The following is a 26,423-nucleotide window of genomic DNA, read 5'->3' as shown; positions in this document are numbered from 1 at the left end:
TCTCAAGGGATATATTGGTTTTGGGTTTGTTCTGTGTCGCTTATACGAGGTGATTAAATAGTAAATGAGAAACAACGAAGAAGTACTAAAGCATTGTTCTAATTGGTATAGCTCTCATTCTGGAGCCGCAACCTTAGACGAATTAGATGGTTTTTTTTCTGATTTAATGTCAGAAATATTTGGTTATTATGCAATACAAATGGGTGTTTTGAGTGGTCAGACTGATTTATTAAAGCATTCCAGGATTACCGCAGACTTCTCTTTGGTTAATGACGAAGCGCTAAAGTTTAGGGAAGGTATAGCTAAGAATGCTATTGAAAAAAATGGGCCGTTAGCGTCGCAACTGAATAAAAATTATTCTTTGATAGCGGCAAACGAACAGCTGCCGATATCTACTGATAATGTCGATCTTGTTGTTGCAAGCCACATATTAGAGTCTTCAAAAAATCCTCATCAGGTGCTACGAGAAATTGATAGAATACTGGTGCCCGAGGGTCATTGTATTTTAATTGGGTTTAATCCTCATTCACTTTCTAATCTTGGGCGTCAAATGAGGCACTTTCGTCAAAAGCGCCAGAGTCCCTATAAAATGCGTAGCGTCAATAGAGTGAAAGACTGGTTTTCACTCTTGGGATTTAAAGTACTGGATGTTAACTATCTGGGTTATAGACCTGGCGTAAAAAATAAAAAACTTTTCGAAAGTTTACGTTGGTTGGAAAGTTGGGGTGAATATACAGGGCCTATTTTAGGAAATATGTATGTGATACACGCTAAAAAACGTGTCATAGCAATGCGGCCAGATAAGAAGGTCTGGCAGGCGCCGGCTGTGTTAAGTGGCGGTAAAGTCGCATTAAACAGAACCGCAAAAAAAATAAGACAAGATAATTATTCGAATTTATGAGTGAACAGAAAGTAATCGTCTATACAGACGGTGGATGCAGGGGAAATCCTGGTCCAGGTGGTTGGGGTGCGGTATTGAAGTTTGGTGAGCACGAGAAAGAAATCTATGGTTATGAGGCTGAAACCACGAATAACCGCATGGAATTAATGGCTGCAATCAGTGCTTTGGAGATGCTATCTCGTTCTTGTGAAATAGAACTGACTACGGATTCTCAATACGTCCGAAAAGGTATTCTGGAATGGATGGATGGCTGGAAAAAACGTGGCTGGAAAACCGCCGCAAAGAAACCTGTAAAAAATAAAGATTTATGGCAGCGATTAGATGCTGCGGTACAAACTCACAATATTAATTGGCATTGGATTAAAGGTCATAGTGGTCATCCGGGTAATGAACGGGCGGATGATTTGGCGAATCGCGCCATGGATGAAAAGAAAGGGAATACCTAAGGTAATATATTTAAATGATTAGACAGATTTTTCTTGATACTGAAACCACTGGTTTAGAAACGCGCGATGGACACCGAATCATTGAAATCGGTTGTGTGGAGATGGTCGATAGAAAGTTGACCAATAATAACTATCATCAATACATCAAGCCAGATCGTGAAAGTGATGAAGAGGCTTTGGCAGTTCATGGTATTACTTCTGAATTTCTGGCAGACAAGCCCAGGTTTAATGAGATTGCTGTCGACTTTTTAGATTATGTGAAAGGTGCAGAGTTAATCATTCACAATGCACCTTTTGATATTGGTTTCCTAAATTACGAGCTCTCTTTATTGTCTGCCGATGTTGCCGGCGGAATAAATGACCTTGCCACAATCTGCGAAATCAGTGACAGCTTGGTACAAGCTAGAGAACTTCATCCAGGGCAGCGTAATTCTCTGGATGCGTTGTGTAAGCGCTATATGATCAGCAATGATCATCGTCAATTACATGGGGCGCTATTAGACTCCGAGATACTTGCTGATGTTTATCTAGCGATGACAGGTGGGCAAACAGCGTTATCGTTAGGAGCAGAAGGATCTAGTGAGACAGAGGTTGGTGTAATGACATTCACTCGCCTGGATACAGAACGAAAGCCATTTGCAGTAATAAAAGCCGACGCTACAGAATTAGATAGTCATCAGGAATATTTGCAAAAAATTCAAGAAGAGGCTGGTAAGACCCTCTGGAAGAGCTAATTAGAAACTATCCAGGGGCTGTGCGGTAAGGTAATAAAACAAAAAAAACTCGTTATAAGTAGGGGGGTGCCTATTTGATGAATAACTTATAAATGAGTGTTTCTTTGGTCTTATCTCCCTTTTAACACTCTCTGTTTGTCTCTGTTCCAATCCTTTTCTTTTTCAGTTGCACGTTTGTCGTGTTGCTTTTTACCTTTACCAACACCAATTTCTAACTTAACTCGATTGTTTTTCCAATAAAGAGAGAGTGGCAATATTGAGTAACCTTTACGATCAACTTCTGCTTTTAGTTTTACAATTTCGTAATCGTGCAATAAAAGTTTTCTTACGCGAGTTGCATTAGGATGAATGTGAGTAGATGCGGTTAATAGTGGTGTAATTTGAGCGCCAGATATCCACGCTTCTCCATTCTTAATGAACACATAACCTTCTTTTAGCTGGGCACGACCATCGCGTAGACTTTTAACTTCCCAGCCTTCCAGAACCATGCCAGCTTCAAACGTGTCTTCAATAAAATAGTCATGAAACGCAACCTTATTGCGCGCTATGGTTTGGCCACCATGACCTTTTTTCTTTTTGTTTTTCTTTGCCATCTAAATACTAGCCTGTTGCTATATTGAGTAAAAAGGGATTATAACCTGACGAATCTAAATATTCGCTGTTAGAATATCATGTAAGTTAGGTAGAAGGATTGTAGTGGTTTTTTTTTATGTCTCAAGTAAATAAAAGCGCATTAGTACCATATAGTGCAGAACAGATGTATAAACTCGTTGATGATGTGTCATCGTATCAGCAATTTCTGCCTTGGTGCGGGTCCTCAGAAGAAATTTCACGAGAAGGAAATACTGTGGTGGGTTCGGTTACCATATCAAAAGGCTCGGTTAAAAAATCCTTTACTACCAAAAATATACTCACTGAAAATCAACAAATAGAAATGACGCTGGTGGATGGTCCGTTTAAAAAACTGCATGGTTTTTGGACTTTTAAAGAATTAAAGCCTGGCGCTTGTAAGGTGTCGCTTGATTTAGAGTATGAGTTTTCGAGTAAGATTCTCAGTGTGGTCGTTGGTCCGGTCTTCAATCAAGTTGCCAACACCATGGTTGATTCTTTTGTAAAGCAAGCTAAGGTGGTTTATGGCTAATCGAATCCATGTAGAAGTCATTTATGCGTTACCCGAAGAGCAAAACCTGCTAGTTACAGAAGTCGAAGAGGGCGAAGAGGTGCGACAGGTTATTCAACAGTCGGGAGTGTTGGAGCAATACCCAGAACTCGATTTGGATACGATGAAAGTCGGACTCTTTGGCAAAGTAACAACCATGAAGCAAAAAGTGAGGGATAAAGACCGGATAGAGATTTATCGCCCGTTAATTGCAGACCCGAAAGAAGTACGTAAAAAACGCGCCGCTGAAGGTAAAGCGCTTAAGAAAGGTGGTGGTGAGGCTAAAGCTGATAAGGTCGAAAAGTAAATGAGAGGAATGGTGCCGCCAGATCCTCAAACTGAGGTTTCACTGCCAAGGTTCGCTGTCGTGTATGTGCCTAAAAGAAACAGAAAGCGCTTTCCTGCGAATTGCGTTGAAATTTTTGAGACTAAAGAATTAGCTGTATCTAACGCAGCCGAAGAAAAGAAAAAGTTTGCTGCTATTGTGGTGGGTCCTTCAAAATCATCGGAAGGACAATATATTTACTACTTAAGCGAATGGCTCTAGGCTAATCGCTCAATTACTTTCTAACTTGAATCAGCTGGTCGTTCTCAAAAAATAACGTCAGGTTCTGTTTGTTGCCTAATTTATTGCCACTGCGCTTAAAGTAGATATAGTCCCAGCGGTTACTTCTGAAATTATCCTGAAGTAATGGATTTCCCAGTAAAGAAGCAACTTCTGCCTTGCTCATACCCTTTTGGAGTTGAGAGACGGTCTCATTGTTTAGTGCATTACCCTGTTGAACTTCCATTTTATAGATAGAGCAACCTGATACCAGTAATGTGAATGTCAGAGTAAGAATTACTTTTAGCATTGAGTTGGGTGTTGTCTTAAACATAATTTTTATAGGCTTATTTTGTAATTGGTTAATTATTCTACAATATTTTATCGAGAGCTATTAGTTTTTTAGGTTAAAAGGTGAATAACTATGATTATTTGGTGCTAGGCAAAGAAACAATTGAGTATTAATTACAAATAATTGTAAATTCGATTTTGCATTTGCTCTAGTGAGGCGTATAATATCCCGTTCTTTTAAAACCTATATTCATTTAACTTACTATCTATTAGTAATATAAAACAGAGCAACAATATGCCAAGTGTAAAAGTTAGAGAAAACGAGCCTTTTGAAATTGCATTACGTCGTTTCAAGCGTACCTGTGAAAAAGCTGGTGTAGTAGCTGAAGTTCGTAGTCGCGAATTTTATGAAAAGCCAACTTCAATCCGTAAGAGAGAGAAGGCTGCTGCAGTAAAGCGCAACATCAAGAATTTAAAGCGCGAAATTAATCGTCGCGTAAGAATGTATTAATCAATACATTCTTATCGCTAACTATAGTTGATTGGGTGTCTTAGCGTTTTACGCTAATCCAATTTAACTATTACAAGCAAATCAAAGATCACTAGTATGTCAGACTTAAAACAACGCCTTTCCGATGATATGAAAGCGGCAATGCGCGCCAAAGAGAAAGACCTCCTAATGACAGTTCGTACTATCTTAGCTGCTATCAAGCAGCAAGAAGTCGATACCCGTGAAGATCTCAATGATACTGATGTACTCGCTATACTCGACAAATTGAGTAAACAGCGTCGTGAATCTATCAGTCAGTTTAAAGATGCTGGTCGTGACGATCTGGTTGCGCAGGAAGAAATGGAACTCGGTTTCATTCAGCGCTATTTGCCTGAGCCGCTAAGCGATGATGAAGTCCAGAGTCTTGTAACAGAAGCAATCGCAAGTTCTGGTGCTGAAAGCATGAAGGACATGGGAAAAGTTATGGCTATTCTTAAGCCTCAGATGCAAGGTCGTGCTGATATGGGTAAGATCAGCGGTATCATCAAAAGCGCTTTAGCCGGTTAAAAGAATTGTTTCATATCGTATGTTCATCAACGATATGTCATAGTAAATTCTGTCATCATTTGTCATATAACAATATGACACCTTCTTTATATAAATTTAATACATCTAAAACTTTCTGTTTTGATGTAATTAGTTCAGGACAATTCCATCCATGTCAGAATTGAAAAACGATAGATTTCTAAGAGCTTTACTCAAGCAGCCCGTTGATACAACGCCAGTATGGATTATGCGCCAAGCAGGTCGTTATTTACCTGAGTATCGGGCAACTCGTGCAAAAGCCGGAAGTTTTATGGATTTGTGTGAGAATGCAGATTTAGCTTGTGAAGTGACGCTTCAGCCTTTAGAGCGCTATGATCTTGATGCTGCGATACTTTTCTCTGATATTTTAACAATTCCAGATGCGATGGGCTTAGGTCTATATTTTGCAGAAGGAGAAGGGCCGAAGTTCGAACGTCCCTTAAAGACTCTGTCTGATATTCAGCAACTTCCCGATCCTGATCCAGAGAATGAATTGCAGTATGTGATGAATGCCGTTCGTACCATTCGACGAGAGTTAAATGGCCGAGTGCCGTTAATTGGTTTCTCTGGCAGTCCGTGGACACTGGCAACTTATATGGTTGAAGGTGGAACGACTAAAGATTTTGGTAAAGTAAAAGGAATGATGTTTGAGAATCCTCAGGCAATGCATCTTTTGCTGGATAAGTTAGCCTCCAGTGTAACGTCTTATCTAAATGCACAGATTGCTGCTGGGGCTCAAGCGGTGATGGTTTTTGATACCTGGGGTGGTGTGCTTTCGCCAGAAAAATACAAAGAATTTTCTTTGGCGTATATGCAAAAAATCGTATCTGGATTAACGCACGAAGCGGATGGTCGTCGAGTACCCGTCACGTTATTTACTAAAGGCGGAGGTCAATGGTTAGAAATCATGGCTGAGACTGGTTGTGATGCGCTTGGTCTGGATTGGACACAAGATATCGCAAGTGCTCGTCAACGAGTTGGTGATAAGGTGACTTTGCAGGGTAATATGGATCCTAGTGTTTTGTATGCGTCTGCTGATACAATTAAAGATGAAGTGAAAAAAGTCATCACTGGCTTTGGAAAAGGCACAGGACATGTATTTAACCTAGGCCACGGAATACATCAGCATATTGACCCTGATAATGTCACTGTTCTGGTTGATGCTGTTCACGAATACGGTAAACAGTAACTCTTAATAAGTTATAAATTAAATATTAGATGGGTCTAACATCCATCTAATATTTATCTAAAAAAAACGCCTCAAAGTAGGGGGGTGTACTAAGCATTCCTCCTTTCTGTCATCAGGCTAGCCCTAAGTATTGCCTTCCTTTTTTCGCAAAATCCTTTCTTATTTTGCGTACAAAAACTATTTAACTTCGTATTAAAATCCAAGTGTGAATTCTCTATCGAGTATTACTTTTGTTAGAGTGCAGTCAAAAGGTTTCATGTATGCCTTATGATATATTCGATTTTGAATGTTATAACGGAGCTTATAGATGTTAATTAAAAAAAATAACGAACTTAGCGAAAATGAAGTGACAGACTTTTCGGTCTATCATAATCGACGTAAATTTATGAAGACGGCTGCAGGAATCGGTATTGCAGCGGTCAGTGGTATGCCTATTATCGAGGCTTCAGCCAAAACAGTATCTCCTTATTCAACCGACGAAAAGCTGACTGACTACAAAGACATAACCACTTACTGTAACTTTTATGAATTTGGTACGGGGAAAGAAGACCCAGCGAAAAATGCGCATACTTTAGTCACTTCTCCGTGGGATGTAATCGTAGAAGGAGAATGCGAAAAGCCGGGTAAATATAACCTTGAAGATTTGTTAAAACCTGTTTCTGTAGAAGAAAGAATATATCGCTTTCGTTGTGTAGAGGGCTGGTCAATGGTAATTCCCTGGATGGGCTTTCCCCTAGCGGATCTCATCAAGCGTATGCAGCCAACATCCAAAGCAAAATATGTGTACTTTGAAACATTGCATGACCCTAAGCAAATGCCAGGTCAGAGACGTGCAGTGCTCGATTGGCCTTATGTGGAAGGATTAAGAATGGATGAGGCAATGAATCCATTAACCCTCATGGGTACGGGAATCTACGGCAAAGATTTATTGAATCAAAATGGCGCGCCGTTGCGATTGGTCGTTCCCTGGAAATACGGATTTAAGAGCATTAAGAGTATTGCTAAAATACGATTTTCTGAAACGCAGCCAGTAAATTCCTGGCAAAAAGCGAATGAAAATGAATATGGTTTTTTCTCAAATGTGAATCCTGATGTCTCGCATCCACGGTGGAGTCAACGCAGAGAGAGACGTATCGGTGAATTCCGTAAAATTAAAACCCAGCTGTTTAATGGCTATGGCGAACAAGTAGCATCACTGTATGCGGGAATGGACTTAAAGAAAAATTTCTAAGTGCGAAGCGTCACGCATTAATTATCTGAAGATTGACTCATCTAATAAAAATAAGTCATTTCATTGAGGGCTGCTAAATAATGAAAATCTCTGAAAATAAGTTTTCGCGCATTCTTAGGCCATCACTATTCGCATTATTGTTACTCCCAGCTATCTATTATGCTTGGGGAGTCTGGCAGGATTCGCTAGGTGCTAATCCCTTAGAGGCTGTTATCAGAGGTTTAGGTGACTGGGGTTTAAGAGTTCTGTTGCTTACGCTGGCGATATCTCCTCTAAGGCGTTTATTCAATTGGCCTCAATTACTCCGTTTGCGCCGCATGGTGGGTTTATACGCCTATTTCTATGTGGTACTGCATTTATTTGGGTATCTTTGGTTTGATCATTTTTTTGACTGGGAAGAGATCTGGTTTGATATCCTGGAGCGTCCTTTTATAACGGTGGGTATGGTTGCCGTTATATTGCTTACACCTTTAGCGGTTACATCGACTAACGGAATGATTAAGCGACTAGGGAAGAAATGGAAGAAGTTGCACATGCTGATTTACCCTATTTCTATGTTGGGTGTTCTGCATTTTTGGTGGATGGTAAAGCTGGATATTACGGAGCCTGTTATTTATGCAGTCATACTGGCTATTTTATTAGGTGAAAGGCTATTCAATAAATTTAGTAAATAAGCTAAGTCATTGTTTTTATATCTGATATTGTAAATAAATATGTCCATTCGTCGTGACTTTCTCGACTGGGTTTTTCATTCGTATATTATGTACCATAGTTAGACCAGTGAACCACTTTACTAGCCATAATTACATTGGCTGTAAAAGTAGCTCCAAAAATAATAATAATAAAACATGGTAACTCTATGAAAGTTAAAGCCTTTAGTGCAGTAGCTGCGGCGTCCCTATTGGGATTGTCAGCTTGTAGTCAGCAATCTGCAGCACCCCAGAACACAGCTAATTCTTCAAAGACATATTATGTCCAAACCCCCAAACAAACACCGAAACCTCAACAGGTAGTTTTTCAACAACAGAGAAGAGCGCCTACCTACAAGCAGAGCGTATCTCAGCAACAAGTAAGGCGTCCTGTTGTGCAACAGCCAAGAGTTGTTGTAAGACCTGCTCAACCTTCGCCAGATGCGCGTCAGCAAGCAGAGTTATCAGAACTCTATGGTATTGGTGACCAAATATTCAAGAATGAAACAGGCGGACGTATCGATCAGCTCGTGCATTGGAATTTAAGGGAAGATTTCGCCGCAATGGGGATAGGTCATTTCACCTGGTATCCATCGGGTCGAAGCCAAAGGTTTGGTAATACATTTCCGGGATTGCTAGATTATTTGCAGAAAAACGGTGTGCAACTTCCGGCATGGGTGCAAAGAGCACGATTTGAAGGAGCTCCTTGGAGAAATAGAGAGCAATTAATGGCTGCTAAAAACAGTCCTGAAATCAAACAATTTTCACAACTTTTATACAACACGCGCCACTTGCAAGCCAAATATATTATGGATCGTGCTATGCGTGCCATGCCTAAGCTCGTTAAAAATACACCTCAACATTTACGAGGACAAGTTGCGAATAACTTGAACGCTGTAGCAAATTCGAGAGGTGGAAGGTATGTGCTTGTTGATTATGTAAATTTCAAAGGTGAAGGCCTAAACAGAAGTGGCGGCTATAAAGGCCAAAACTGGGGATTATTGCAAGTGCTTGAAGAAATGCGTCCAGTTAACCCAGGACAGCAAGCGCTTAATGAATTTGCAGATGCCTCGATGAGAGTGTTAGAACGTAGAGTAAGAAATTCTAATCCAAGTAGAAATGAAAAGAAGTGGTTGCCTGGTTGGAGAAACAGAACGAATACATATCGCAATCCGATCTAGACAAAATTTAGATATAAAAAAAGCCCTGATCATCAGGGCTTTTTTTATGTGCTTTTGTAATTAGTCTGTGCGACTTGTTACTTCAAGTAGATGATATCCAAACTGTGTTTTAACAGGGCCTTGTACCGTGTTAACTGGCGCGCTGAATACAACTTTATCAAACTCAGGAACCATCTGGCCTGGGCCAAAAGAACCTAAATCACCACCCTGTGCTTTTGAAGGGCAGCTCGAATGTTGTTGAGCGATTGCACCGAAATCGGCACCTTCTTCAATTTGTTTTTTCAATTCGTTACACTTTTCTTCAGTATCAACGAGTAAATGACGAGCGCTGGCTTGTGCCATGGTATTCTCCTAATAGAATAAATTCGGAATGGATTATATATAAGAAAAGGTTTCTTGAGGGTAAAAATCTACTTTTCGTGTGGTTATCACAATTTTTTGAAGCGTTGGAGAGAAAAGTAGCGTTAGATATTGTGATTAATAATAATGAAAAAGAAGAAAAATTTAGTCTGTTTTTATATAAAAAATAAGCCACCTCCCGACTTTGGGGCTGTTTTTTGAATAAACCTAAAATTGTATGTGTTTTTTTGAAATTCAGACTTTACCTTAGTCTCTAGCACAGGTATTCTTGCGCTTCGTAAAAAAACACGATTGAAATTGGAGAAGTGGCCGAGTGGCCGAAGGCGCTCCCCTGCTAAGGGAGTATCTGGTTTATCCCGGATCGAGGGTTCGAATCCCTCCTTCTCCGCCATTTTAATTGCGTAAAGTCGTATTAATTTGCAAACTTTATGACAAGAGATTATCTATCGCTTGACTTGTAAAGTTTAAAAAAGCAGAATACGCATCCTTGATTTATCAAGACCTGCGCTGGTAGCTCAGTTGGATAGAGTATCTGGCTACGAACCAGAGGGTCGGGGGTTCGAATCCTCCCCAGCGCGCCATATTACGTATATAAAGCAGCTATTTAGGTTTACATAACCTCTAGCTGCTTTTTTATGTCCGACATTTTTCCCTGTAGGCTTTAGATCTGAGCTTGCTTCTTCTGGATCACCAGTAATTTAAATGCATTAGCTATCCTCTGTCTCGTTTTGAGAGAAGTGATTAGCGATGACTCTATTTTGTGCTTAGAAAGTTATCTTCTAGTTTTGTGAATTTGACGAATATGGGAAGCTCTGTTTGTTTTTGGATTTTGCCTCGTGCGGCATTATTAAGGTCTTGACGGGATTTTCTATGTCAAAGGATAAAGATGTGGGGTGTAAAATTGTAAACGTCTCTAAAGTACTCTGAGAGACGCTATTCAAGCTAATCTAGGCTTATTATGGCTTTTCATTGTGGAATCAGGTATAACAAATGCATTATATTTGTTTGTTGCGGATTCTCATCTTCGTTTTAGATTGAACTGATTGGGTGTCTGTCCAGTTTTTTAATTAATTGTCTGTAATTAGCTAGCAAATTCTGGGCAATTGTTCTCCAATTAACATATCAATAATTCGATTTCCTCCAAAGCCTGTTTCTAGAATGACTTTCCCTTGAGGAGATTCTTCCACAGCGCCAATAATACAGCTGTCTTTCCCAATAGGGTGTTTTTGCATGGCAGCTAATAAAGATTCCGAATCCTCTTTTGAGACTATTGCAATAAGCTTTCCTTCGTTGGCTAAATAGAGTGGGTCTAGTCCTAAAATTTCACAAACACCGCGTACTTCTTCTCTGACAGGGATTTTGGTGTTATCTAGTTGTATCGCAACCTCACTGCTACTGGCAAATTCATTGAGCACGGTGGCTAATCCGCCTCGTGTAGCATCACGCATGCAGTGGATGTCGGGGCACACTTTTAACATTTCGGTGATTAGGTCGTTGAGTGGCTGGCAGTCGGTTACGGTACTAATTTCTAAAGCTAACTCGCCACGTGCGTCGACGATAGCCGCACCGTGATCACCGACGTAACCGTTTATGACGACGACGTCACCGGCTTGTGCACGGTTAGCCTGAATGTTGCTGGTTTCAGGTATTACACCAACACCTGCAGTATTGATGAATAACTTATCTGCGGCACCTCTGGGGACGACTTTTGTGTCGCCTGTAACGATGCGAACACCTGCAGAATCTGCGGTAGATTTCATGGATGCCACGATGCGTTGTAGGTCATCTATAGGGAAGCCTTCTTCGATAATCATGCCACAGGTGAGGTATAGCGGGGTTGCTCCACCAACGGCTAGATCATTGACCGTACCGGTTACCGCGAGCTTACCAATGTCTCCCCCGGGGAAAAATAGTGGGTCAACTACATAGCAGTCAGTGGTCATTGCCAAACGATTGCCGAGTTTGTTTAGATTGCTTAGATCAAAGCGTGCCTGATCTTCTAATAGAGTTAATTCTGGGCTATCAAAGCCTGCTACAAATATTTCATCGATAAGATCGCGCATGGCTTTTCCGCCAGCGCCGTGGGCCAGTGTTATATTTTTGCCTCTAAACTTTGTTTTAGGTAAGTTTTCTAAATCAATCATGCGATTTTCTTCTCGTAGCCATTATTATAATAAGCCGCACATGCTCCCTCGGATGAGACCATCAATGCGCCCATAGGGTTCTCAGGGTTGCACTTTGTGCCGAAAATTTTACAGTCCCAAGGTTTAATAACCCCTTTGACTACTTCACCGCATTGACACGATTTAGGATCAGCAATTTTTAAATTAGGCACAGAGAATTTCTGTTCTGCATCATAAGCGGTATATTCTTTTTTCATTCGAACCCCTGAATGATCGATCGAACCTAAGCCGCGCCATTCAAAGAATTCGCGAACTTCAAATACTTTGCTTATCGCTTCAAGTGCTGGGGTGTTGCCTTCTGTTGGTACGATGCGTGTGTATTGGTTTTCAACTTCACTGCGATCTTCATTTATCTGTTTGAGTAGCATCCACATTGAATGCAAAATATCCAAAGGCTCAAAACCTGTTATGACTAGAGGTTTGTGATAATCCTTGGCAATGAAATCAAAGGGGCGTTCGCCAATCACCATCGCCACATGACCAGGTGCTAAAAAACCATCCAGTTGCATGTCTGGTGAATCGAGCACTGCTTTTATGGTGGGAACTGTTGTGATGTGGTTGCAGAATAATGAGAAGTTATTAATACCTTCACGCTCTGCCTGTAATACTGTGAGTGCGGTGCTTGGCATGGTGGTTTCGAAGCCTAGTCCAAAGAAAATAACCTCACGATCAGGATTTGTACGTGCAAGATTAAGTGCATCCATAGGTGAGTATGTCATCCTTATATCTGCGCCATCTGCCTTTGCTTGTAGTAAGCTTTTCTTTGATCCCGGTACGCGCATCGCATCACCGAAGGTGGTAAAAATAACCTCTGGTCGTTCGGCTAATGTCACACAATCGTCAACACGTCCCATGGGGAGGACGCATACAGGGCAACCTGGGCCATGCACCATTTCGATATTATCTGGCAGCATTTGTTCGATGCCATAACGAAAAATGGTATGGGTGTGACCGCCGCAAAACTCCATGATCTGCAGTGGTCTGGATTGGTTTATTCCCTGTTTATTTTCCAGTTTTTTTGCTAGTCGATGGATTTCTTTGGTTAATGTTTTTGCTTTTTCCGTATCACGGAATTCATCTACAAATTTCATTTTAAATCCTCTTCTTGAGAAACTAGTCCGCGGCTATCTGCTAATAAGGTGTGCACTAAATCCCAAACAATGTGATAACAGGCGACATGAACTTCTTGGGTGCGATGAATTGAGTCACTTTCCACGACTAGACAATGATCGACTTGACCGCTGCTTTTCATGTCGCCTCCATCGCCACCTGCCAAGCCTAATGTGACTAGCTTCATTTCTTTCGCTTTATGATAGGCCGACAGTAAATTCTCAGAACAGCCACTGGTAGAAAACCCGATAAAACCATCGCCTTCGCGTGCATGGGCATCTAATTGACGAACAAAAATATGTGAGTAACCCACATCGTTGGCCACGGCAGAATTCATGGCAGTATCGGCGAGTAAATTCATTGCTGGCAAAGCAGGGCGACCCGCTGTTACAGGGTGTTGAAACTCAACGCAAAAGTGAGCCGCATCACAGCTCGAGCCACCATTGCCAGCTGCATACATACGACCACCATTTTGATATACCGTTGCTATGGCTCGCGCTGCTTCAAGTAATGACTCTGCATTTGTTGAAAAAAACTGCTGTTTGGCTTCAATGCTTTCTTCTGATTTTTGTTTGATGGATTCTAATAAGCCTGCAGTATCTTGTTCAGCATTTTTCTCTTTATTGTGTAAAAAAGGGTAGAGGTCCGTTAAATGTTGTTTATTGTCATTCTCAGGCATTGAAAGTACCTAGAGATAGACTTAAAAGTACACCCCCCCACTTATGAGCCTTTTTTTGTGTATATTGGGCGCTTTCGTTATCGTTTTGTTTGTTTGTGAGTTTTCTTGTGGTCATTTTAAGCGCTGTTTTTCATGGCGCTAAGTTCTTCTTCAACTTCACCAAGCTCCTCTAATATTTGCAAGGTTCGAGCTGCTTCGTCTTCATCAATACGGCTCATAGCAAAACCCACATGCACCAGTACCCAGTCTCCTACACATTTTTCAGGTGGGTGTGCATCATCAATAATACAGGCGATATTGATTTCTCTTTTGATGCCAGAAACATCAACTTTAGCGAGCAATTTTTCGCTATCGGTAATTTCTGTTATTTGGCCCGGTATACCTAAGCACATAGATTTGACCTCGCGTTGCCTGTTTGTTTGTTGGTATTCTTTTCAGATAGTATTCTTGCTGCGGTGATTACTGCCTGTCCTAATGCAATGCCACCATCATTGGCGGGCACATGGCGGTGTACTAAAACAGTAAAACCTTGTTTTTCTAACCCCTGTTTTACATCTTCAAACAGAGTTTTATTTTGAAAAACGCCACCCGATAGAGCGATAGTTTGTATATTGTTGTCTGCGGCTAATCTAATTGCCACTTTTTGAATCGCATTAGATAAGCCTTTGTGGAATCGAGCAGATATTAATCCTGTAGGAGTTGATAAGGATAAGTCGTGTAATAGTCCTTTCCACATGGGTGTTGGGTCTAGTTCGTTTTTGGTATCGAATCTGTAAGCTGATGTTTGAGAGTCTAACCAAGCCTTCTCTGTAATAGAGCTTACAAGCTCTATCGCGGCTTGTCCTTCGTATTGAATTTTCTCCTGACAGATGCCTATTGCGCCAGCGACGGCATCAAATAGACGACCTGCGGATGAAGCTTGTGGGCAATTCATACCTTGATTCATCATGGCATCAAAAGTAGCAAGTGGCTTGGTTGACAAGTTTTTTACCAGATCTAAATCAGGGTGGTTTTTTACTACCCAATCCCAGCCATTCCCATTATTTAGGCAAGTTTGTAAATGAGCATAGGTATTCCGCCAAGGTTGTTTCATTGCGATTGAGCCGCCTAGTAAAGCAACGGGTTTAAAGTGTGCAAGGCGCTGGCTTTGCTGGTAATCAGCTAATAAGAATTCACCACCCCAGAGTGGTGCTCCATTTTTGTCATCGCTGCCATAACCTAATCCATCCAGTACAATGCCTAAAACTGGTGGTCCATTTAGTGGGTATTGATTGTCCGCAAGACAAGAAGCGATATGTGCATGGTGATGCTGAATACGATGGAGTGTCAGATTTCTCTCTTCAGCAAGCTCATGTCCTGCTTTATTGGAGATGTATTCAGGGTGTGAATCTACCGCGATATGTTTGGCATTGTGTTGGAATAGGTTCTCATATAAAGACAGATTGTGGCGATAGTCTTCATAAGTTTTGTAGTTTTCTAAATCTCCCATGTGTTGGGATAAAATTGCCTGTCCGTTTTTAATCAGACAGAAAGTATTTTTTAACTCGCCCCCCATCGCTAGAATGTCATCAGCTTTTTCAAAATCTTTTGGTAACGGCAAAGATTCAGGGGCATAACCTCTGGCGCGGCGATAAAATTGAGGCTTGCCTGCCATTATGCGAACGACTGAGTCATCAACCCGATTTTCAATCTTGCGGTTATGCAGTAAATAGTAATCTGCAATATTGCTCAGTGTTTTGTGTGCGTGGTTGTTATCAATGCACTGTGGTTCGTGACTGGCATTAGCAGAGGTTAAAACAATCGGTGTGTTCAATGCATTAAGCAATAAATGATGTATAGGGCTGTATGGCAACATTACGCCAAGTGTTTTTTGTCCAGGCGCCAGATCATTAGAGAGTTGTGATGTGTTTTTTATGCTATCGCTGCGCCTCTTTAATATAACAATAGGGGCAGCAGGGCTAGTTAGTAAATTTCTCTCTTTCTCACTTACGTAGCAATACTGCTCAATCATTGATATGTCTTTTGCCATGATGGCGAAAGGTTTGTGTGGGCGTTTTTTTCTAATTCGGAGCTTTTGTATTGCGCTTTCTCCATTTCCGTCATCACAGGCGCAAGCGGCTAAGTGAATGCCTCCAATCCCTTTGATTGCAACTATTGCTTTATTGCTTATGCATAAAGCTGCTTTGGTGATAGGTATGTCATTGATGGGGTCTTTGAAATGCTCTTTTTTGTATGAGCCGGAAACTAACTTTCCATTATTGTCTTCAAGCCAGACGTGTGGGCCACAATTTGGGCAGGCGTTAGGTTGGGCATGAAATCGGCGATCTGCAGGAGAGTTATATTCGTGCAAACAGGATGGGCACATCTCAAATTCATCCATACTTGTTTGAGCGCGATCATAAGGAATCCCGAGAATAATGCTTAGTCTAGGGCCGCAATGAGTGCAGTTAGTAAAAGGATATCCTTTGCGATGGTTTTCTTTGGTTTTGTTATTAGGGGTGTTATTAAAATTGATATCAAAGATATCGCTCAGACAAGCATCGCAAGTCGCCGCATCTGCGGTAATGCCTGTGTTCGCATTAGACTGGTTAGACTCAATGATTTTAAAGCTAGAAGCCGTATTTTGACTAGTATCGTCAATATATTCATTGCGTTCCCGTTCAATGCTGTCAATGCGAGCCAGTGTTGGCTTTTCTTTGCTTAAACAATTAATAAATGCATCAATAGATAAAGACTGACCTTGTAGTTCAATTAGTACGCCATCACCATCATTACTGACACATCCGCAAAGCCCTAATTGCTGTGCTATCTTCCAAACCGTAGGGCGAAAACCTACACCCTGAACAATGCCGCGAACACGTATCGTTTCAGCATGTTTGGTTGAGGTTTTGGGGAGGAGAGTCACTTTTACATTTTTCTCGTATCTGTATTTATGTAATATAATATTACGTTTTAATTATAAAGTGTAATAAAACTATCCGATATTTTAGTTTTGTGCAAATAAGAAGCGGATTAGGTCGTGAATATACAAGTCAATCAGTGAACCGTGCATACCATGCAGGGATCGAATGATCTGACTACGTGTTGAATGGCAACGCTTCCATTTCCTTCATTATCAACTTCTGTTCCAATCAGAGCCTGTTCTAAAGCTCCTGCAATATCATCTTTATCTCTTGGTGAGAAATTCCACGTTGTGGGGGCTATGATCTGATAATTTAAAATTCTGCCGTTTCGAACTCTTATCCAATGCCCTAAACTTCCGCGTGCGGCTTCGATGATGCCTTGTCCTTCCGCTTCATCTGGCAGTTTGCTAATAATTTGAAATGGTTCTTCAGGGTTAATTTGTCTTACCCATTTTTCCATTTCTGGGACAATTCTCGCAAGTTCTAGAAGCCTTGCAATAACCCGGTTTCGAACATTGCTTTGACTGTTTTTTGCCAAGTCGAGTGCTAACGGGTTCTGTGCGATAGTTTGTCGGGCGTGTGCGCCGACTTCGATAACTTGCTCATTGTATCTTGGAGCTTTGCACCAGCTATAGCCATCAGCTTGATCTGGGTCAGGCAATGTATTGCCTTGATAGGGGTGTTTAGCTCCATTTTGAGAGAGCATCCAGCTGCTGGATATATCTTCTTTGATTAGGTTGGTATCCAGCTCACTGAGCTCACCATTCGCCCAGAGTCCCTGTGGTAAGAATGAGTTGTCTTCATGCGTATAAACGCCATAACTCATAAACTTTGCATCGATTTTTCCGAGTTTGTGCAGATCTAAATCTTCGGCTATCTGTAAAAACTCAGCAAAGTCCGCTTGTGGGTGGTTTTCCATCCATGACTTGAGTGAGTCATCCGTTTCAAGTTGGATAATGTTTTCTAGAGTGTCTGCAAAAAGTTGAGTTTCCAGAAACTCACGGAAACTGGTTAATATTCCCAAAAGTTGTATTTTATCTGATGCGCTGACAGAGGTGGTTGTTCCGCCGGGTTGAATGCTAAGTGTGTGCGGCCATTTGCCTGCAAGTATTCCTGTGATGTGCATAAATTCAGCGCGGGCTTTTAGCATGGTGGGTGTTGCGGTGCCTGTTTGAGCGCGAAAGCGGTTAGAGATGTTTTTATGCCACGATTTATTTTGATAGCTGTCTCTGGCGAAGTCGGGCATAAAAAACAGATAAAAGTGCGTCAAATGATCAGCAATATTTTCACAGGCAAGAATAAGGTTTGAAACTAATTGGCCATTACTAGGTGGTGTGATGTTTTGTATTTGTGCGAGGGCGCTTGCGCAAGCAATGGATTGCGAGACAGAACAGATGCCACAGATGCGCGGTGTATAGGTGAGCGCATCCATTGGTGGTTTGCCTTGCAGGATTTGTTCGAAGCCACGATAAAGTGGAGAGTTCACCCATGCCTTGGTCACGATGCCATCAGCGATTTCTACTTCGACTTCAAGGTCACCTTCAACACGGTTGAAAGGTCCTAAGATTTTGCGCGTCATGGTGTCTTATTTCCTGGTGGGGTAATAATTTTACTGGCTGTGGCATTATCTTTTAGGCGTTTGGGAGTGGCTGCTTTTGAAAGAGAAGAAAGTGCAACAAACCATGCTTTTGGCATATCGGTAGGTAGGCCGATGGGGATGCCTGCGATTTTAGGTGTTTCGGTAAAGTTTAGTCTTGGTTCTTCAAATTCTGGGGCGGTGCAATTGATGCATGGGTAGCCACCATTAAGGCAAGAGCCTTTTCCATTCCATGGACGGATATTACAATCGGCACGAGCTTGCGTGCCTAAGCAGCCCTTGTGTTCCATAAAGCAACCTATGTCACCGAGTTCTTCCGCGCTTGCTTTGTATTCATAATACTCGCTACGACCACAACCATGGTGTACAAGGTGATCGGTGTAAGCGCGTGGACGATTGAGTTCATCGAGATGATTGAGTTTTAAGTCACCCATAGCTAATTGGCTCAGAACATCTGTCACCCAGTCGGGGTGAGTGGGGCAACCTGCCACATTAATGACAGGAAACTGGCTTGCTGTTCGCCATTCGGCTCCAAGTAAACCGCCGGCTTTTTTGCCGTCATATTGTAATCCGCAAGCTTCCCCAGGGTTATTTCCGGCAGCCGTGATACCGCCAAAAGCAGCGCATGAGCCAATCGCTAATGTGTAATGTGCTTTTTCTGCTAGCTCTTCCAGCCATGTCATCATGGGTTTGCCAGTGCCGGCTAGCATGTGGAATTTGCCGGTGCCATTTGGACCCTGCATGACAGAACCTTCAAGGCAGAGTGCGTCGAGTTGGATTTTGTCTGAAAGTATATCGTCAAGCATATTAATAAACTCATCAGCCGAGGCTTCGCTTAAAGATGGATGCCAAAGCATATTGATTTGAGCGCTTTTAAATCGAGTGATTAAGTTGGGTGATTCGGCGTTGAGCAATGATAGGCTACAGCCTCCGCACCCTCCTGATTGTAACCATAAGACATTAAACATTGGTAGTATGTGTTGTTGTGGATAAAGGTTCATGATTTAACGGAAGAGATAAGGTGAACATGGCACCTCCATCAGGGTGGTTGTCGACCTTTAAGCTTCCATTGCACTGTTCGGTTGCAAGTCCATAGCTAATATATAAACCAAGCCCGGTTCCTTTGCCAACAGGTTTGGTAGTGAAGAAAGGGTCAAAAATACTTAATAGGTGTTTATCAGAAATGCCTTTGCCATTGTCTCGGCAGATAATGTCTACCTCATTCTTTTTCTCGATAAGAGTGATTTCTAGAGTCGGGTTCGAGCATTCTTCGAGAGCATCTAATGCATTTTGTAAAAGGTTTATTAATATTTGATGTATATAGCCTTCGTTAGCGGTGATTTCTAAGGTTTCTGGTAGTTCTGTAATGAGTTTTGGTTTGGTGCGCGCGGAATGAGTTACCCAGTGAATAGAACTTTTTATAAGATCTACCAGGTCGAAACGTTCTAAGGTGTTTAGCTTAGGTGTTGAGAAGCGACGTAGTTCCTGAACAATTGTTTTTACTCTGGTAGAGCCTTCGAGCGAGCCCTCTAAAAGTGGTTTTACATCATCCAGAATGCGGTCAATTTTAAGTTCGGCTCGTAACTTGTCGCGCTCCTCGATGCTGATGTTTTTGTGAACCGCCTTGAGGTATTTACTAAAGCGTACTTCGTAATTTTGTAAGGCGTACATGTTGCCAAATACAAAACTAATTGGGTTGTTTAGTTCATGTGCTACGCCTGCAACCAGTCTACCTAAGGATGCCATTTTTTCAGACTGAATCAATTGTTGCTGGGTTGCTTTTAAAGCTTCATGGGTCTCTTTCAGTTCGCGGTATGCTTTACGAATTTCATATAAAGGCCTGCCGGTTAATACTGAGCCGAGTAGTCTACCTTCGTTGTCATAATGTGCTTTACAGATGACGGCCATTGGCACAGATTTTTTATTGGCATTGAGCATGTCGATTTCACAATCAACCAGATTACCTGAACGAATCTTTTCTGGGAATTCATCAACTTGCGTGATCGCAGATTCGGGGAAAAGAATATTCAAAGGTTTATTGCAGAGCTGTTGGCTATTTTTTCCTGTCAGTTTTTCAAGGGCAAGATTGGCGCGTTGAATGTTTCCATTGATATCAGTAACCACTAATACATCGTGCATGGATGATAGAACGCTTTCAATAAATTGTTGGGTTTGTTCTAGTTCTGAATTTTTTTCTTCTAGTGCAACTTGAGAATTTACAAGGTCGGCATAGATAGCATCCATTCGCTGGATGACTTCTATCCATGCATCATCTGCCATCGCTGGGCTTAGTTGTTGTGCATCAGGAACCTGTTCTGTTAGAGAGTGGTGGGGAATTATTTGTGATGCCATAGTCGTTTTATGGTTCCTAATTCTCTTAAAAAGTGCCTATAAGTAGGGGGGTGTATTTAAATTTAACTGCTATTACTTATTTTCTTTTTGCTTGGTAACTGTACCACATCCTGATCAGCTTGCTCTAAACCGTAGCGTTCTAGTTTGCTGCGCAGGCCGACTCTGGATAGTCCGAGTTCTTCTGCTGCACGTGTTTTGTTCCAGCTGTGCCTTACTAGGGTTTCTTTTAGAACGCGCGACTCTAGCTGTTCGATCCGGTCTTTTAAGGTGCCGTTTGTGTTACCTGTCACAAGAGACATGTCTTTTCGCATATGATCGGGAGTAGCGCGTAAAATATGTGGGGATATTGTGTTGGCTTCTAGTTTGTTTGTTTGGGTCAATACCAGCATCCGTTTTAGTTCGTTTTGTAGTTCGCGAACATTGCCTGGCCATTGGTATTTTTGAAAGCAATCCATGGTCTCGGTTGTGATGCCGTCTACACGTTTTCCTAATTCATTCATTATTTCATCAAGTAGGAAAGTGGTGAGGTAAGGGATGTCTTCGAGTCTGTCACGCAGAGGAGGCAATTGGATGGTAAATGTCGCAAGGCGATAATATAGGTCTTGGCGAAATCGACCTTCTCGTACTTCATCTTCAAGGTTTTTATTGGTAGCTGCAACAATGCGAACATCTACCGGGCGGCGTTTGTTGCTACCCAGCGGGCGAACTTCTTTTTCTTGCAAGACTCGTAAGAGTTTCAGTTGAAAAGCGGGGGAGATGTCACCGATTTCATCGAGAAAAATAGTGCCGCCATTCGCTGATTCGAAGAGACCTATCCGATCTTCAACTGCACCTGTAAAAGCTCCTTTTTTGTGGCCGAATAATTCACTTTCTAATAATTCGTCAGGTAGTGCGCCGCAATTTTCTGCAACGAATGGCTCATTCTGGCGCAGGCTGTTGTAATGCAAAGCACGAGAGCAAAGCTCCTTGCCAGTTCCTGATTCGCCGGTTATTAACACGCTGACATCAAAAGGAGAGACTTGCTTTACTGTGTCGCAGGTCGCGTTCATGATGCTGTCGGGGCTTCTTACGATACCTTCCCAGCTATAATGTGATTGCAGGGCTTTTCGTTGTACTTCTATCGCTTCTTTTAGTGTTTTAGGGTGTAGCTTTAATTCGATAGCTAGTCTTTCATTTTTTCGATGGAGTTCGGATAACTCCACGGCATTTTTAAGTTTTAAAATTACGTCTTCCGGGTGCCAGGGTTTGCTAATGTATTGGTAAATTCCGCCTTCGTTGATCGCGTTTATAATATCTTCTGAGTCAGTGTAGCCTGAGATAATCATGCGTATAACTTCAGGCCAGGTTTCACGAATCTGTCCGCATAATTCTACGCCTGTAACATCAGGCATTCTCTGGTCGCATAGCACTACTTGTATCCACTCTTGTTCGAGAATGTCGAGCGCTTCTTTTGCATTGCTAGCGGTGTGAACATCAAAGTATTCATCAAGGATGCGCTCTAACGTTTCTATAGAGCGGGCCTCATCATCAACGATTAGAATACTGGGTAATAAATTGGCAGAGGTATCACTCATAAATGGTTTTCGGTTGCTGTAGTCGTATTAAAACTAGGGTGTCCAATGAGTTTCATTTGACGTGTTGATTTAATCCAATGATACCAGTTTTCCATGCCTTCGCCTGATGTGGCGGAAACTTGTAATACTTGAATGCTTGGGTTAACTCGTCGAGCATATTCGATACATTTGTCTACATCAAATTGTAGGTAAGGTAATAGATCAATTTTATTCAAAAGCATGATATCTGCAGCATTAAACATATCAGGGTATTTTAGTGGTTTATCCTCACCTTCTGTTACCGAAAGTATGGCCACTTTATGTGCTTCACCTAAATCAAATGCAGCAGGGCAAACCAGATTTCCAACATTTTCAATAAATAAGACTCCACCTTCTTCTGGTGTCATTTTTTCCATTGCGTGTCCGACCATGTGCGCATCAAGATGGCAGCCTTTGCCTGTGTTGATTTGTAATGCGGGAACGCCTGTCGCACGGATGCGTTCGGCATCATTTGCGGTTTGTTGATCCCCTTCGATAACGGATAGTGATAAATCATCTTTTAGGTCAGTTATCGTTTGAGTTAGTAGTGTTGTTTTGCCTGAGCCTGGGCTTGATACTAGATTTAAACTGAGTACGCCTTGTTCGGTAAAAAAGCGTCGATTTTCATTTGCGTATTCATGATTTTTTCCGAGAATATTTTGTTCGATTTCTATCATTCTCGATTGGCTAAGTCCTGGGACGTGAGCATGAGCTGGACCTAAGCCATAGTGGGTGTCTTGGTTGTGTTCATGATTGTGATGTTCATGACTATGCGTGTGACCATTGGCATGAGAGTGCTCATGGCTATGATTATTGTGACTGTGATCATGATCGTGGCTATGATTGTGAGAATGTCCTTCAACCTTAACTTCATCGCTACCGCATCCGCATACTGTGCACATTCTTTTATCCTCTTTTGAATTTAATCTACTTCTAGTTCTTTAATACGCATTTCATCACCACTACTGATCTGTAGTTGGTAACTTTCACATTTCGGGCAAGCGTCATAGCGCTGTTTTACCGTAACTGTTTCAGCACATTGCATACACCATGCCTGTGCTTCTAATTCATTGATTTCAAGTGTAGCGTTTTCTGCGATCGATCCCCGCATTACTACCTCAAAAGCAAATTCTAATGCGGGAATCTCTACTCCTGATAATACACCAACATCAAGTATGACTCGTTTAACCTTGTCGAAATCCTGATTCCTGGCTTCTGTTTCAATTATTTGTAATACACCCTCGCAAAGAGACATTTCATGCATGTGCTATTTTATCCTTCGATGCTTAAGTTAAAACCCACACAAGGGTCAATTGCATGAATCAATAGTTCGGCTTGTTGATGCAATTCATGGGGGGATTTTGCATCTAAATTATTTAGGCTTTTAACGGCGACCCCTTCTGGGTGGAAATTCCATTCTGTAGGCGCAAGTATGACTAGTTTTTTAATCGTTTCATTTTCAATTTCTACAAAATGCGTTAAACGACCACGAGCAGCTTCACTATGTGCTATGCCGCTAACAGAGCTTTTGCCTGATTCGAGTTGGGTGCCTTTAATATAAAACGTATCCAGTTTTAAAATTAAATCGGCGATTTCCTTAAGTCGACCAATCATACGGCTATAAATGCCATTATCCTGATGTGGTTGGCATTGTTTGCGACTAAACCAGCTTAATTCATAGCATTGGTCATCCCATTTAGGGTGTCCTGTAAACTCATGTCCTTGTGTTTTTAGTAGTTCTCGCACCTCAATGTCATTTATATCGGGGATATGTGTAATGTTTGATTTACCCGAATGCTTCCATTTTTTCTGATTTAACCAGTGAATGAATTTTGCTGCTTGAGATTGTTCTTTGCCTGCCCAGATGTCCAGCTGTTCTTTTTTGTATGTGTTTTCGAGCCAATCATTCGCTGATGATCCGAAAATAGTTTGTGATAGTTTTTCGCTAAAGATCATCCATAATTCTACGCTGGTTTTAAAAGAGTAATTCGGTGAAGGTTGGCCTTGGTAGTCTAATACTTTGACAGGTTCCAGGGCATGCATGAGCTTTGCTATGCCTAAGGATATATGAGATATGCATTCAACTTCAGCTTGTTCGTTTCTGTATTTCGGCCAATCCATTACCACACGTAAAGATTGTTCTCGCAGGTTTTCAAGAGTTATTAATGCTTCTCGAAAAGATTCTGTTTGTTTGTATGAAGGTTTTTCTGTGGCACTTTCAATTGCGCGGACTGCCGTAACAGTTTGTGCTTTAGCGCAGATATTAAATAATAAAGGAATTGTAGTTAGTGTATGTGTAATCGATTTTCCTGTAAAAATTTTTGACGCGTGCAAAGGGCGGCTTGATTCAATTCGGCTATCAATGTTTGTATCTGTATAGGATATTGAAATATTCAATTCGCCAGCTATGCTCGTCATTAGGATTTATGCTCACTCAAATTGTTATTATTGAGTGATTCCTTCTTGAATGCTTTTCCTCGTAAAAAATCCCTTCTAGATGTTGGCTCTGCTAATCTTTCTGATATTGTGCTTCCTGGTTTGCTAATTTCTTCTTTTGACGCATTAGGTATTTCTGAACCATCAAAATTATGGGTGATTTTGGGTTGCGGCTTTTCACCTTTCCAGATTTGTTCAATTTCATCAGCAGGATTTTGTGATGAAGTGTCTATATTTTCTTCATCCATAATCGCTTTTAAGGCTTCACTTGCTACTATTTCGGCTGCTTCCTGGTTTTCAAATTCAAGCATAGGAGAAAATAGAGAACAGCTTTGGTAGTGGCCAATTTCCTCTTCAAAACCTGATACAAATTCATAAGACCCAGAGGGGAAAGTGTGCTGAGTGACAGAGCCTGTTTTTAAAGAAGTGGTGTTTGCATCGCCGCTTTTTTGAAAGAGCATTAAATTCATAAACCATGGGGTGATTAATATACCTAGGTGGTAATTATTCCATTCTTGAAAATCAACGGTTTTAACATTTAGATGTTTATTGATAACAGGCACTCCCTTCATTCGCGTGTTTTGAATTTTGCGAAATGTCTCTTCCAGGTTTGTGGTAGAAAAGGGCATTAGCTCAGTATTACCATAAACTGATCTTTTGTGCCGTCACACTCGGGGCATCGCCAATGATCGGGTAATTGCGAAAACGGTGTGCCGGCAGGAATTTGCCAGTAATCATCGCCTTCAGTGGGGTCGTATACTTTCCAGCAAATTTTACACTCCATTTTGTCATCATCAGAGATTCGAGCATCATCTCCGCCATAAGAACCCTCAAATGACCCGCTTCCAAATTCGTTTTTTATGTTTGTTTCTTTCATGGTTTTATCCAATATCAACATCATAAACTTCTAAAATTTCCCTGAGGCGTTCAGCACTATCTCGCAAGTCTTCAGGTGCGGCAGTTGCTACCTCTGGGATATCAATGACTTCAATCGTATTCAGTATTAATTTGTCTTCAGAATTAAAGTATTTTACCCACCATATATTTTTCTTGGAGGTGCTGCCAATACGGCAATTGCCGTAACCTCGTGAAAGTATAGTAATGGGTCCTACGCCTAGACGCTCACCAAGAAAATGTAAATCTTCGGTAGAAAGTGGGAGCAAGGTTAGATTAATCACATGGTGCATATCTCCTTTTTTCCATGCTTCCATTTTTTCGGAAAGTTCGATCACTAATGGTGGAGCGTTTAATACATTTTCAGGTGTTTTTTCTAGGTTGGTGTCAATAGGTGTTGAGTTTAAAAAAGTCTTTTCCCTGACGATGGAAGGAATGTCACCTATCTCGATTTTATCGCTGATAGGCTCTCCTGATTCATTAGTTACTCGAATACGCCAAATGCCTGTTAGTACTGATTCCTGTATTTGTACGGAGGTATCAGATTGGTAAAGGACACTAACTTCACCTTCGTTAAAAACCTGATTAATCAGATCGGTATTGGCTGCATCTATATCACTTATATCAAACCCTACTGCAGGATCGCCTGCTTTGTGGGCGTCGATTGTCTTTAAAAGCTGGGCCAGTATAGATTTTGCTATAGTAAGGTTTTTTACCTCTTCTGGCTCAGGAATGAGCGGCATGTCATAGGTGTGCATCGCCCCTGGTGACTGAGTGAAGTTAAAGTTTTCGTCTCCATCAATACCTGGTTGTGAGCCTTCTCCAATGACAGGAATATCTATTGGTCTTCCGTAATAGGGTTTATCTGGCATATTAT

30 protein-coding genes and 2 tRNA genes are annotated in these 26,423 nt (G+C 41.4%); 14 read left to right on the top strand and 18 right to left on the bottom strand.

Features of this window, described 5'->3' with window-relative positions; all coding sequences use genetic code 11:
- Window positions 1-64 precede the first annotated feature (64 nt).
- The 3 genes from EV695_RS01295 to dnaQ are packed head-to-tail and all read left to right on the top strand — an operon-like array spanning window position 65 to window position 2,081.
- On the top strand, window positions 65-901 hold the full coding sequence (locus EV695_RS01295; protein ID WP_131904114.1) for a class I SAM-dependent methyltransferase: 837 nt from the start codon (window positions 65-67) through the stop codon (window positions 899-901).
- Window positions 898-1,347 carry a ribonuclease HI gene (gene rnhA, locus EV695_RS01290; protein ID WP_131904113.1) on the top strand — a complete coding sequence of 150 codons (450 nt, stop codon included), beginning with the start codon at window positions 898-900 and terminating at the stop codon, window positions 1,345-1,347. The genes EV695_RS01295 and rnhA overlap by 4 nt, the downstream gene beginning before the upstream one ends.
- Before the next feature lie 14 nt (window positions 1,348-1,361).
- Window positions 1,362-2,081, top strand: a complete 720-nt coding sequence (gene dnaQ, locus EV695_RS01285) for a DNA polymerase III subunit epsilon (RefSeq protein ID WP_207906917.1) — start codon at window positions 1,362-1,364, stop codon at window positions 2,079-2,081.
- 110 nt (window positions 2,082-2,191) lie between these two features.
- On the opposite strand, the gene smpB is transcribed toward dnaQ, so the two are convergent.
- On the bottom strand, window positions 2,192-2,674 hold the full coding sequence (smpB, locus tag EV695_RS01280) for an SsrA-binding protein SmpB (protein ID WP_131904112.1): 483 nt from the start codon (window positions 2,672-2,674) through the stop codon (window positions 2,192-2,194).
- A 116-nt stretch (window positions 2,675-2,790) separates the two neighbouring features.
- On the opposite strand from smpB, the gene EV695_RS01275 reads away from it, so the two are divergent.
- The 3 genes from EV695_RS01275 to EV695_RS01265 are packed head-to-tail and all read left to right on the top strand — an operon-like array spanning window position 2,791 to window position 3,787.
- On the top strand, window positions 2,791-3,222 hold the full coding sequence (locus tag EV695_RS01275) for a type II toxin-antitoxin system RatA family toxin (RefSeq protein ID WP_131904111.1): 432 nt from the start codon (window positions 2,791-2,793) through the stop codon (window positions 3,220-3,222).
- The gene (locus tag EV695_RS01270) at window positions 3,215-3,547 is read left to right on the top strand and encodes an RnfH family protein (protein WP_131904110.1); all 333 of its coding nucleotides are present in this window, start codon (window positions 3,215-3,217) and stop codon (window positions 3,545-3,547) included. Before EV695_RS01275 ends, EV695_RS01270 begins: the two co-directional genes overlap by 8 nt.
- On the top strand, window positions 3,548-3,787 hold the full coding sequence (locus tag EV695_RS01265; protein WP_131904109.1) for a hypothetical protein: 240 nt from the start codon (window positions 3,548-3,550) through the stop codon (window positions 3,785-3,787). It begins immediately after the preceding gene.
- A 13-nt stretch (window positions 3,788-3,800) separates the two neighbouring features.
- Here EV695_RS01265 and EV695_RS01260 read toward each other — a convergent pair whose 3' ends face one another.
- Window positions 3,801-4,118: an outer membrane protein assembly factor BamE gene (locus tag EV695_RS01260; protein ID WP_131904108.1), complete on the bottom strand. Its 318-nt coding sequence runs from the start codon at window positions 4,116-4,118 to the stop codon at window positions 3,801-3,803.
- Window positions 4,119-4,370: 252 nt separating this feature from the next.
- Here EV695_RS01260 and rpsU point away from each other — a divergent pair, with 252 nt between their 5' ends.
- From rpsU to EV695_RS01230, 6 genes are all read left to right on the top strand, one after another.
- Window positions 4,371-4,586, top strand: a complete 216-nt coding sequence (gene rpsU, locus EV695_RS01255; protein ID WP_131904107.1) for a 30S ribosomal protein S21 — start codon at window positions 4,371-4,373, stop codon at window positions 4,584-4,586.
- Between the two features lie 96 nt (window positions 4,587-4,682).
- Entirely contained in the window at window positions 4,683-5,132 is a 450-nt protein-coding gene (locus EV695_RS01250) for a GatB/YqeY domain-containing protein (RefSeq protein WP_131904106.1), read from the top strand.
- Window positions 5,133-5,283: 151 nt separating this feature from the next.
- Window positions 5,284-6,339: a uroporphyrinogen decarboxylase gene (gene hemE, locus EV695_RS01245; protein WP_131904105.1), complete on the top strand. Its 1,056-nt coding sequence runs from the start codon at window positions 5,284-5,286 to the stop codon at window positions 6,337-6,339.
- Between the two features lie 307 nt (window positions 6,340-6,646).
- Window positions 6,647-7,570 (top strand): protein-methionine-sulfoxide reductase catalytic subunit MsrP, encoded by a 924-nt coding sequence (msrP, locus tag EV695_RS01240; RefSeq protein WP_131904104.1) that lies wholly within the window; start codon window positions 6,647-6,649, stop codon window positions 7,568-7,570.
- A gap of 80 nt (window positions 7,571-7,650) precedes the next feature.
- Window positions 7,651-8,244 carry a protein-methionine-sulfoxide reductase heme-binding subunit MsrQ gene (locus tag EV695_RS01235; protein ID WP_131904103.1) on the top strand — a complete coding sequence of 198 codons (594 nt, stop codon included), beginning with the start codon at window positions 7,651-7,653 and terminating at the stop codon, window positions 8,242-8,244.
- Between the two features lie 185 nt (window positions 8,245-8,429).
- Window positions 8,430-9,440, top strand: coding sequence for a hypothetical protein (locus EV695_RS01230; protein ID WP_131904102.1), 1,011 nt, complete (start codon window positions 8,430-8,432; stop codon window positions 9,438-9,440).
- A 60-nt stretch (window positions 9,441-9,500) separates the two neighbouring features.
- On the opposite strand, the gene EV695_RS01225 is transcribed toward EV695_RS01230, so the two are convergent.
- Window positions 9,501-9,782 carry a peptidylprolyl isomerase gene (locus EV695_RS01225; RefSeq protein ID WP_131904101.1) on the bottom strand — a complete coding sequence of 94 codons (282 nt, stop codon included), beginning with the start codon at window positions 9,780-9,782 and terminating at the stop codon, window positions 9,501-9,503.
- Between the two features lie 317 nt (window positions 9,783-10,099).
- Between EV695_RS01225 and EV695_RS01220 the strand changes: the two genes are divergently transcribed.
- Together EV695_RS01220 and EV695_RS01215 are read left to right on the top strand one after the other, a co-directional pair.
- Window positions 10,100-10,191, top strand: a tRNA-Ser gene (locus EV695_RS01220).
- A 113-nt stretch (window positions 10,192-10,304) separates the two neighbouring features.
- Window positions 10,305-10,381, top strand: a tRNA-Arg gene (locus tag EV695_RS01215).
- 504 nt (window positions 10,382-10,885) lie between these two features.
- On the opposite strand, the gene hypE is transcribed toward EV695_RS01215, so the two are convergent.
- The 15 genes from hypE to EV695_RS01140 all read right to left on the bottom strand — a co-directional run bounded on the left by hypE (window position 10,886) and on the right by EV695_RS01140 (window position 26,418).
- The gene (gene hypE, locus EV695_RS01210; protein ID WP_131904100.1) at window positions 10,886-11,944 is read right to left on the bottom strand and encodes a hydrogenase expression/formation protein HypE; all 1,059 of its coding nucleotides are present in this window, start codon (window positions 11,942-11,944) and stop codon (window positions 10,886-10,888) included.
- Entirely contained in the window at window positions 11,941-13,074 is a 1,134-nt protein-coding gene (gene hypD / locus EV695_RS01205; protein WP_131904099.1) for a hydrogenase formation protein HypD, read from the bottom strand. Before hypD ends, hypE begins: the two co-directional genes overlap by 4 nt.
- Entirely contained in the window at window positions 13,071-13,772 is a 702-nt protein-coding gene (locus EV695_RS01200) for a D-sedoheptulose-7-phosphate isomerase (RefSeq protein WP_131904098.1), read from the bottom strand. The genes hypD and EV695_RS01200 overlap by 4 nt, the downstream gene beginning before the upstream one ends.
- Before the next feature lie 116 nt (window positions 13,773-13,888).
- The gene (locus EV695_RS01195; RefSeq protein WP_131904097.1) at window positions 13,889-14,164 is read right to left on the bottom strand and encodes a HypC/HybG/HupF family hydrogenase formation chaperone; all 276 of its coding nucleotides are present in this window, start codon (window positions 14,162-14,164) and stop codon (window positions 13,889-13,891) included.
- Window positions 14,155-16,677, bottom strand: coding sequence for a carbamoyltransferase HypF (gene hypF / locus EV695_RS01190; protein ID WP_131904096.1), 2,523 nt, complete (start codon window positions 16,675-16,677; stop codon window positions 14,155-14,157). Before hypF ends, EV695_RS01195 begins: the two co-directional genes overlap by 10 nt.
- Before the next feature lie 131 nt (window positions 16,678-16,808).
- Entirely contained in the window at window positions 16,809-18,254 is a 1,446-nt protein-coding gene (locus EV695_RS01185) for a nickel-dependent hydrogenase large subunit (protein ID WP_131904095.1), read from the bottom strand.
- Window positions 18,251-19,240, bottom strand: a complete 990-nt coding sequence (locus tag EV695_RS01180) for an NADH-quinone oxidoreductase subunit B family protein (protein ID WP_131904094.1) — start codon at window positions 19,238-19,240, stop codon at window positions 18,251-18,253. The genes EV695_RS01185 and EV695_RS01180 overlap by 4 nt, the downstream gene beginning before the upstream one ends.
- Complete coding sequence (locus EV695_RS01175; RefSeq protein WP_131904093.1) at window positions 19,233-20,624, bottom strand: ATP-binding protein; 1,392 nt, start codon at window positions 20,622-20,624, stop codon at window positions 19,233-19,235. Before EV695_RS01175 ends, EV695_RS01180 begins: the two co-directional genes overlap by 8 nt.
- Window positions 20,625-20,686: 62 nt before the next feature.
- Window positions 20,687-22,198 (bottom strand): sigma-54-dependent transcriptional regulator, encoded by a 1,512-nt coding sequence (locus tag EV695_RS01170; protein WP_131904092.1) that lies wholly within the window; start codon window positions 22,196-22,198, stop codon window positions 20,687-20,689.
- The gene (hypB, locus tag EV695_RS01165; protein WP_131904091.1) at window positions 22,195-23,118 is read right to left on the bottom strand and encodes a hydrogenase nickel incorporation protein HypB; all 924 of its coding nucleotides are present in this window, start codon (window positions 23,116-23,118) and stop codon (window positions 22,195-22,197) included. The genes EV695_RS01170 and hypB overlap by 4 nt, the downstream gene beginning before the upstream one ends.
- Before the next feature lie 20 nt (window positions 23,119-23,138).
- Window positions 23,139-23,480: a hydrogenase maturation nickel metallochaperone HypA gene (gene hypA / locus EV695_RS01160; protein WP_131904090.1), complete on the bottom strand. Its 342-nt coding sequence runs from the start codon at window positions 23,478-23,480 to the stop codon at window positions 23,139-23,141.
- Between the two features lie 8 nt (window positions 23,481-23,488).
- On the bottom strand, window positions 23,489-24,634 hold the full coding sequence (locus EV695_RS01155; RefSeq protein ID WP_131904089.1) for a nickel-dependent hydrogenase large subunit: 1,146 nt from the start codon (window positions 24,632-24,634) through the stop codon (window positions 23,489-23,491).
- Window positions 24,634-25,281, bottom strand: coding sequence for a [NiFe]-hydrogenase assembly chaperone HybE (gene hybE, locus EV695_RS01150; RefSeq protein ID WP_131904088.1), 648 nt, complete (start codon window positions 25,279-25,281; stop codon window positions 24,634-24,636). Before hybE ends, EV695_RS01155 begins: the two co-directional genes overlap by 1 nt.
- Window positions 25,281-25,529 carry a rubredoxin gene (locus tag EV695_RS01145; RefSeq protein ID WP_131904087.1) on the bottom strand — a complete coding sequence of 83 codons (249 nt, stop codon included), beginning with the start codon at window positions 25,527-25,529 and terminating at the stop codon, window positions 25,281-25,283. The genes hybE and EV695_RS01145 overlap by 1 nt, the downstream gene beginning before the upstream one ends.
- Window positions 25,530-25,533: 4 nt before the next feature.
- Window positions 25,534-26,418 carry a hydrogenase expression/formation protein gene (locus EV695_RS01140; RefSeq protein WP_131904086.1) on the bottom strand — a complete coding sequence of 295 codons (885 nt, stop codon included), beginning with the start codon at window positions 26,416-26,418 and terminating at the stop codon, window positions 25,534-25,536.
- Between the last annotated feature and the right edge of the window lie 5 nt (window positions 26,419-26,423).

Source organism: Cocleimonas flava (genome assembly GCF_004339015.1).
Classification (GTDB): Bacteria; Pseudomonadota; Gammaproteobacteria; order Thiotrichales; family Thiotrichaceae; genus Cocleimonas; species Cocleimonas flava.
This window is presented reverse-complemented; position numbering and strand designations above follow the sequence as displayed.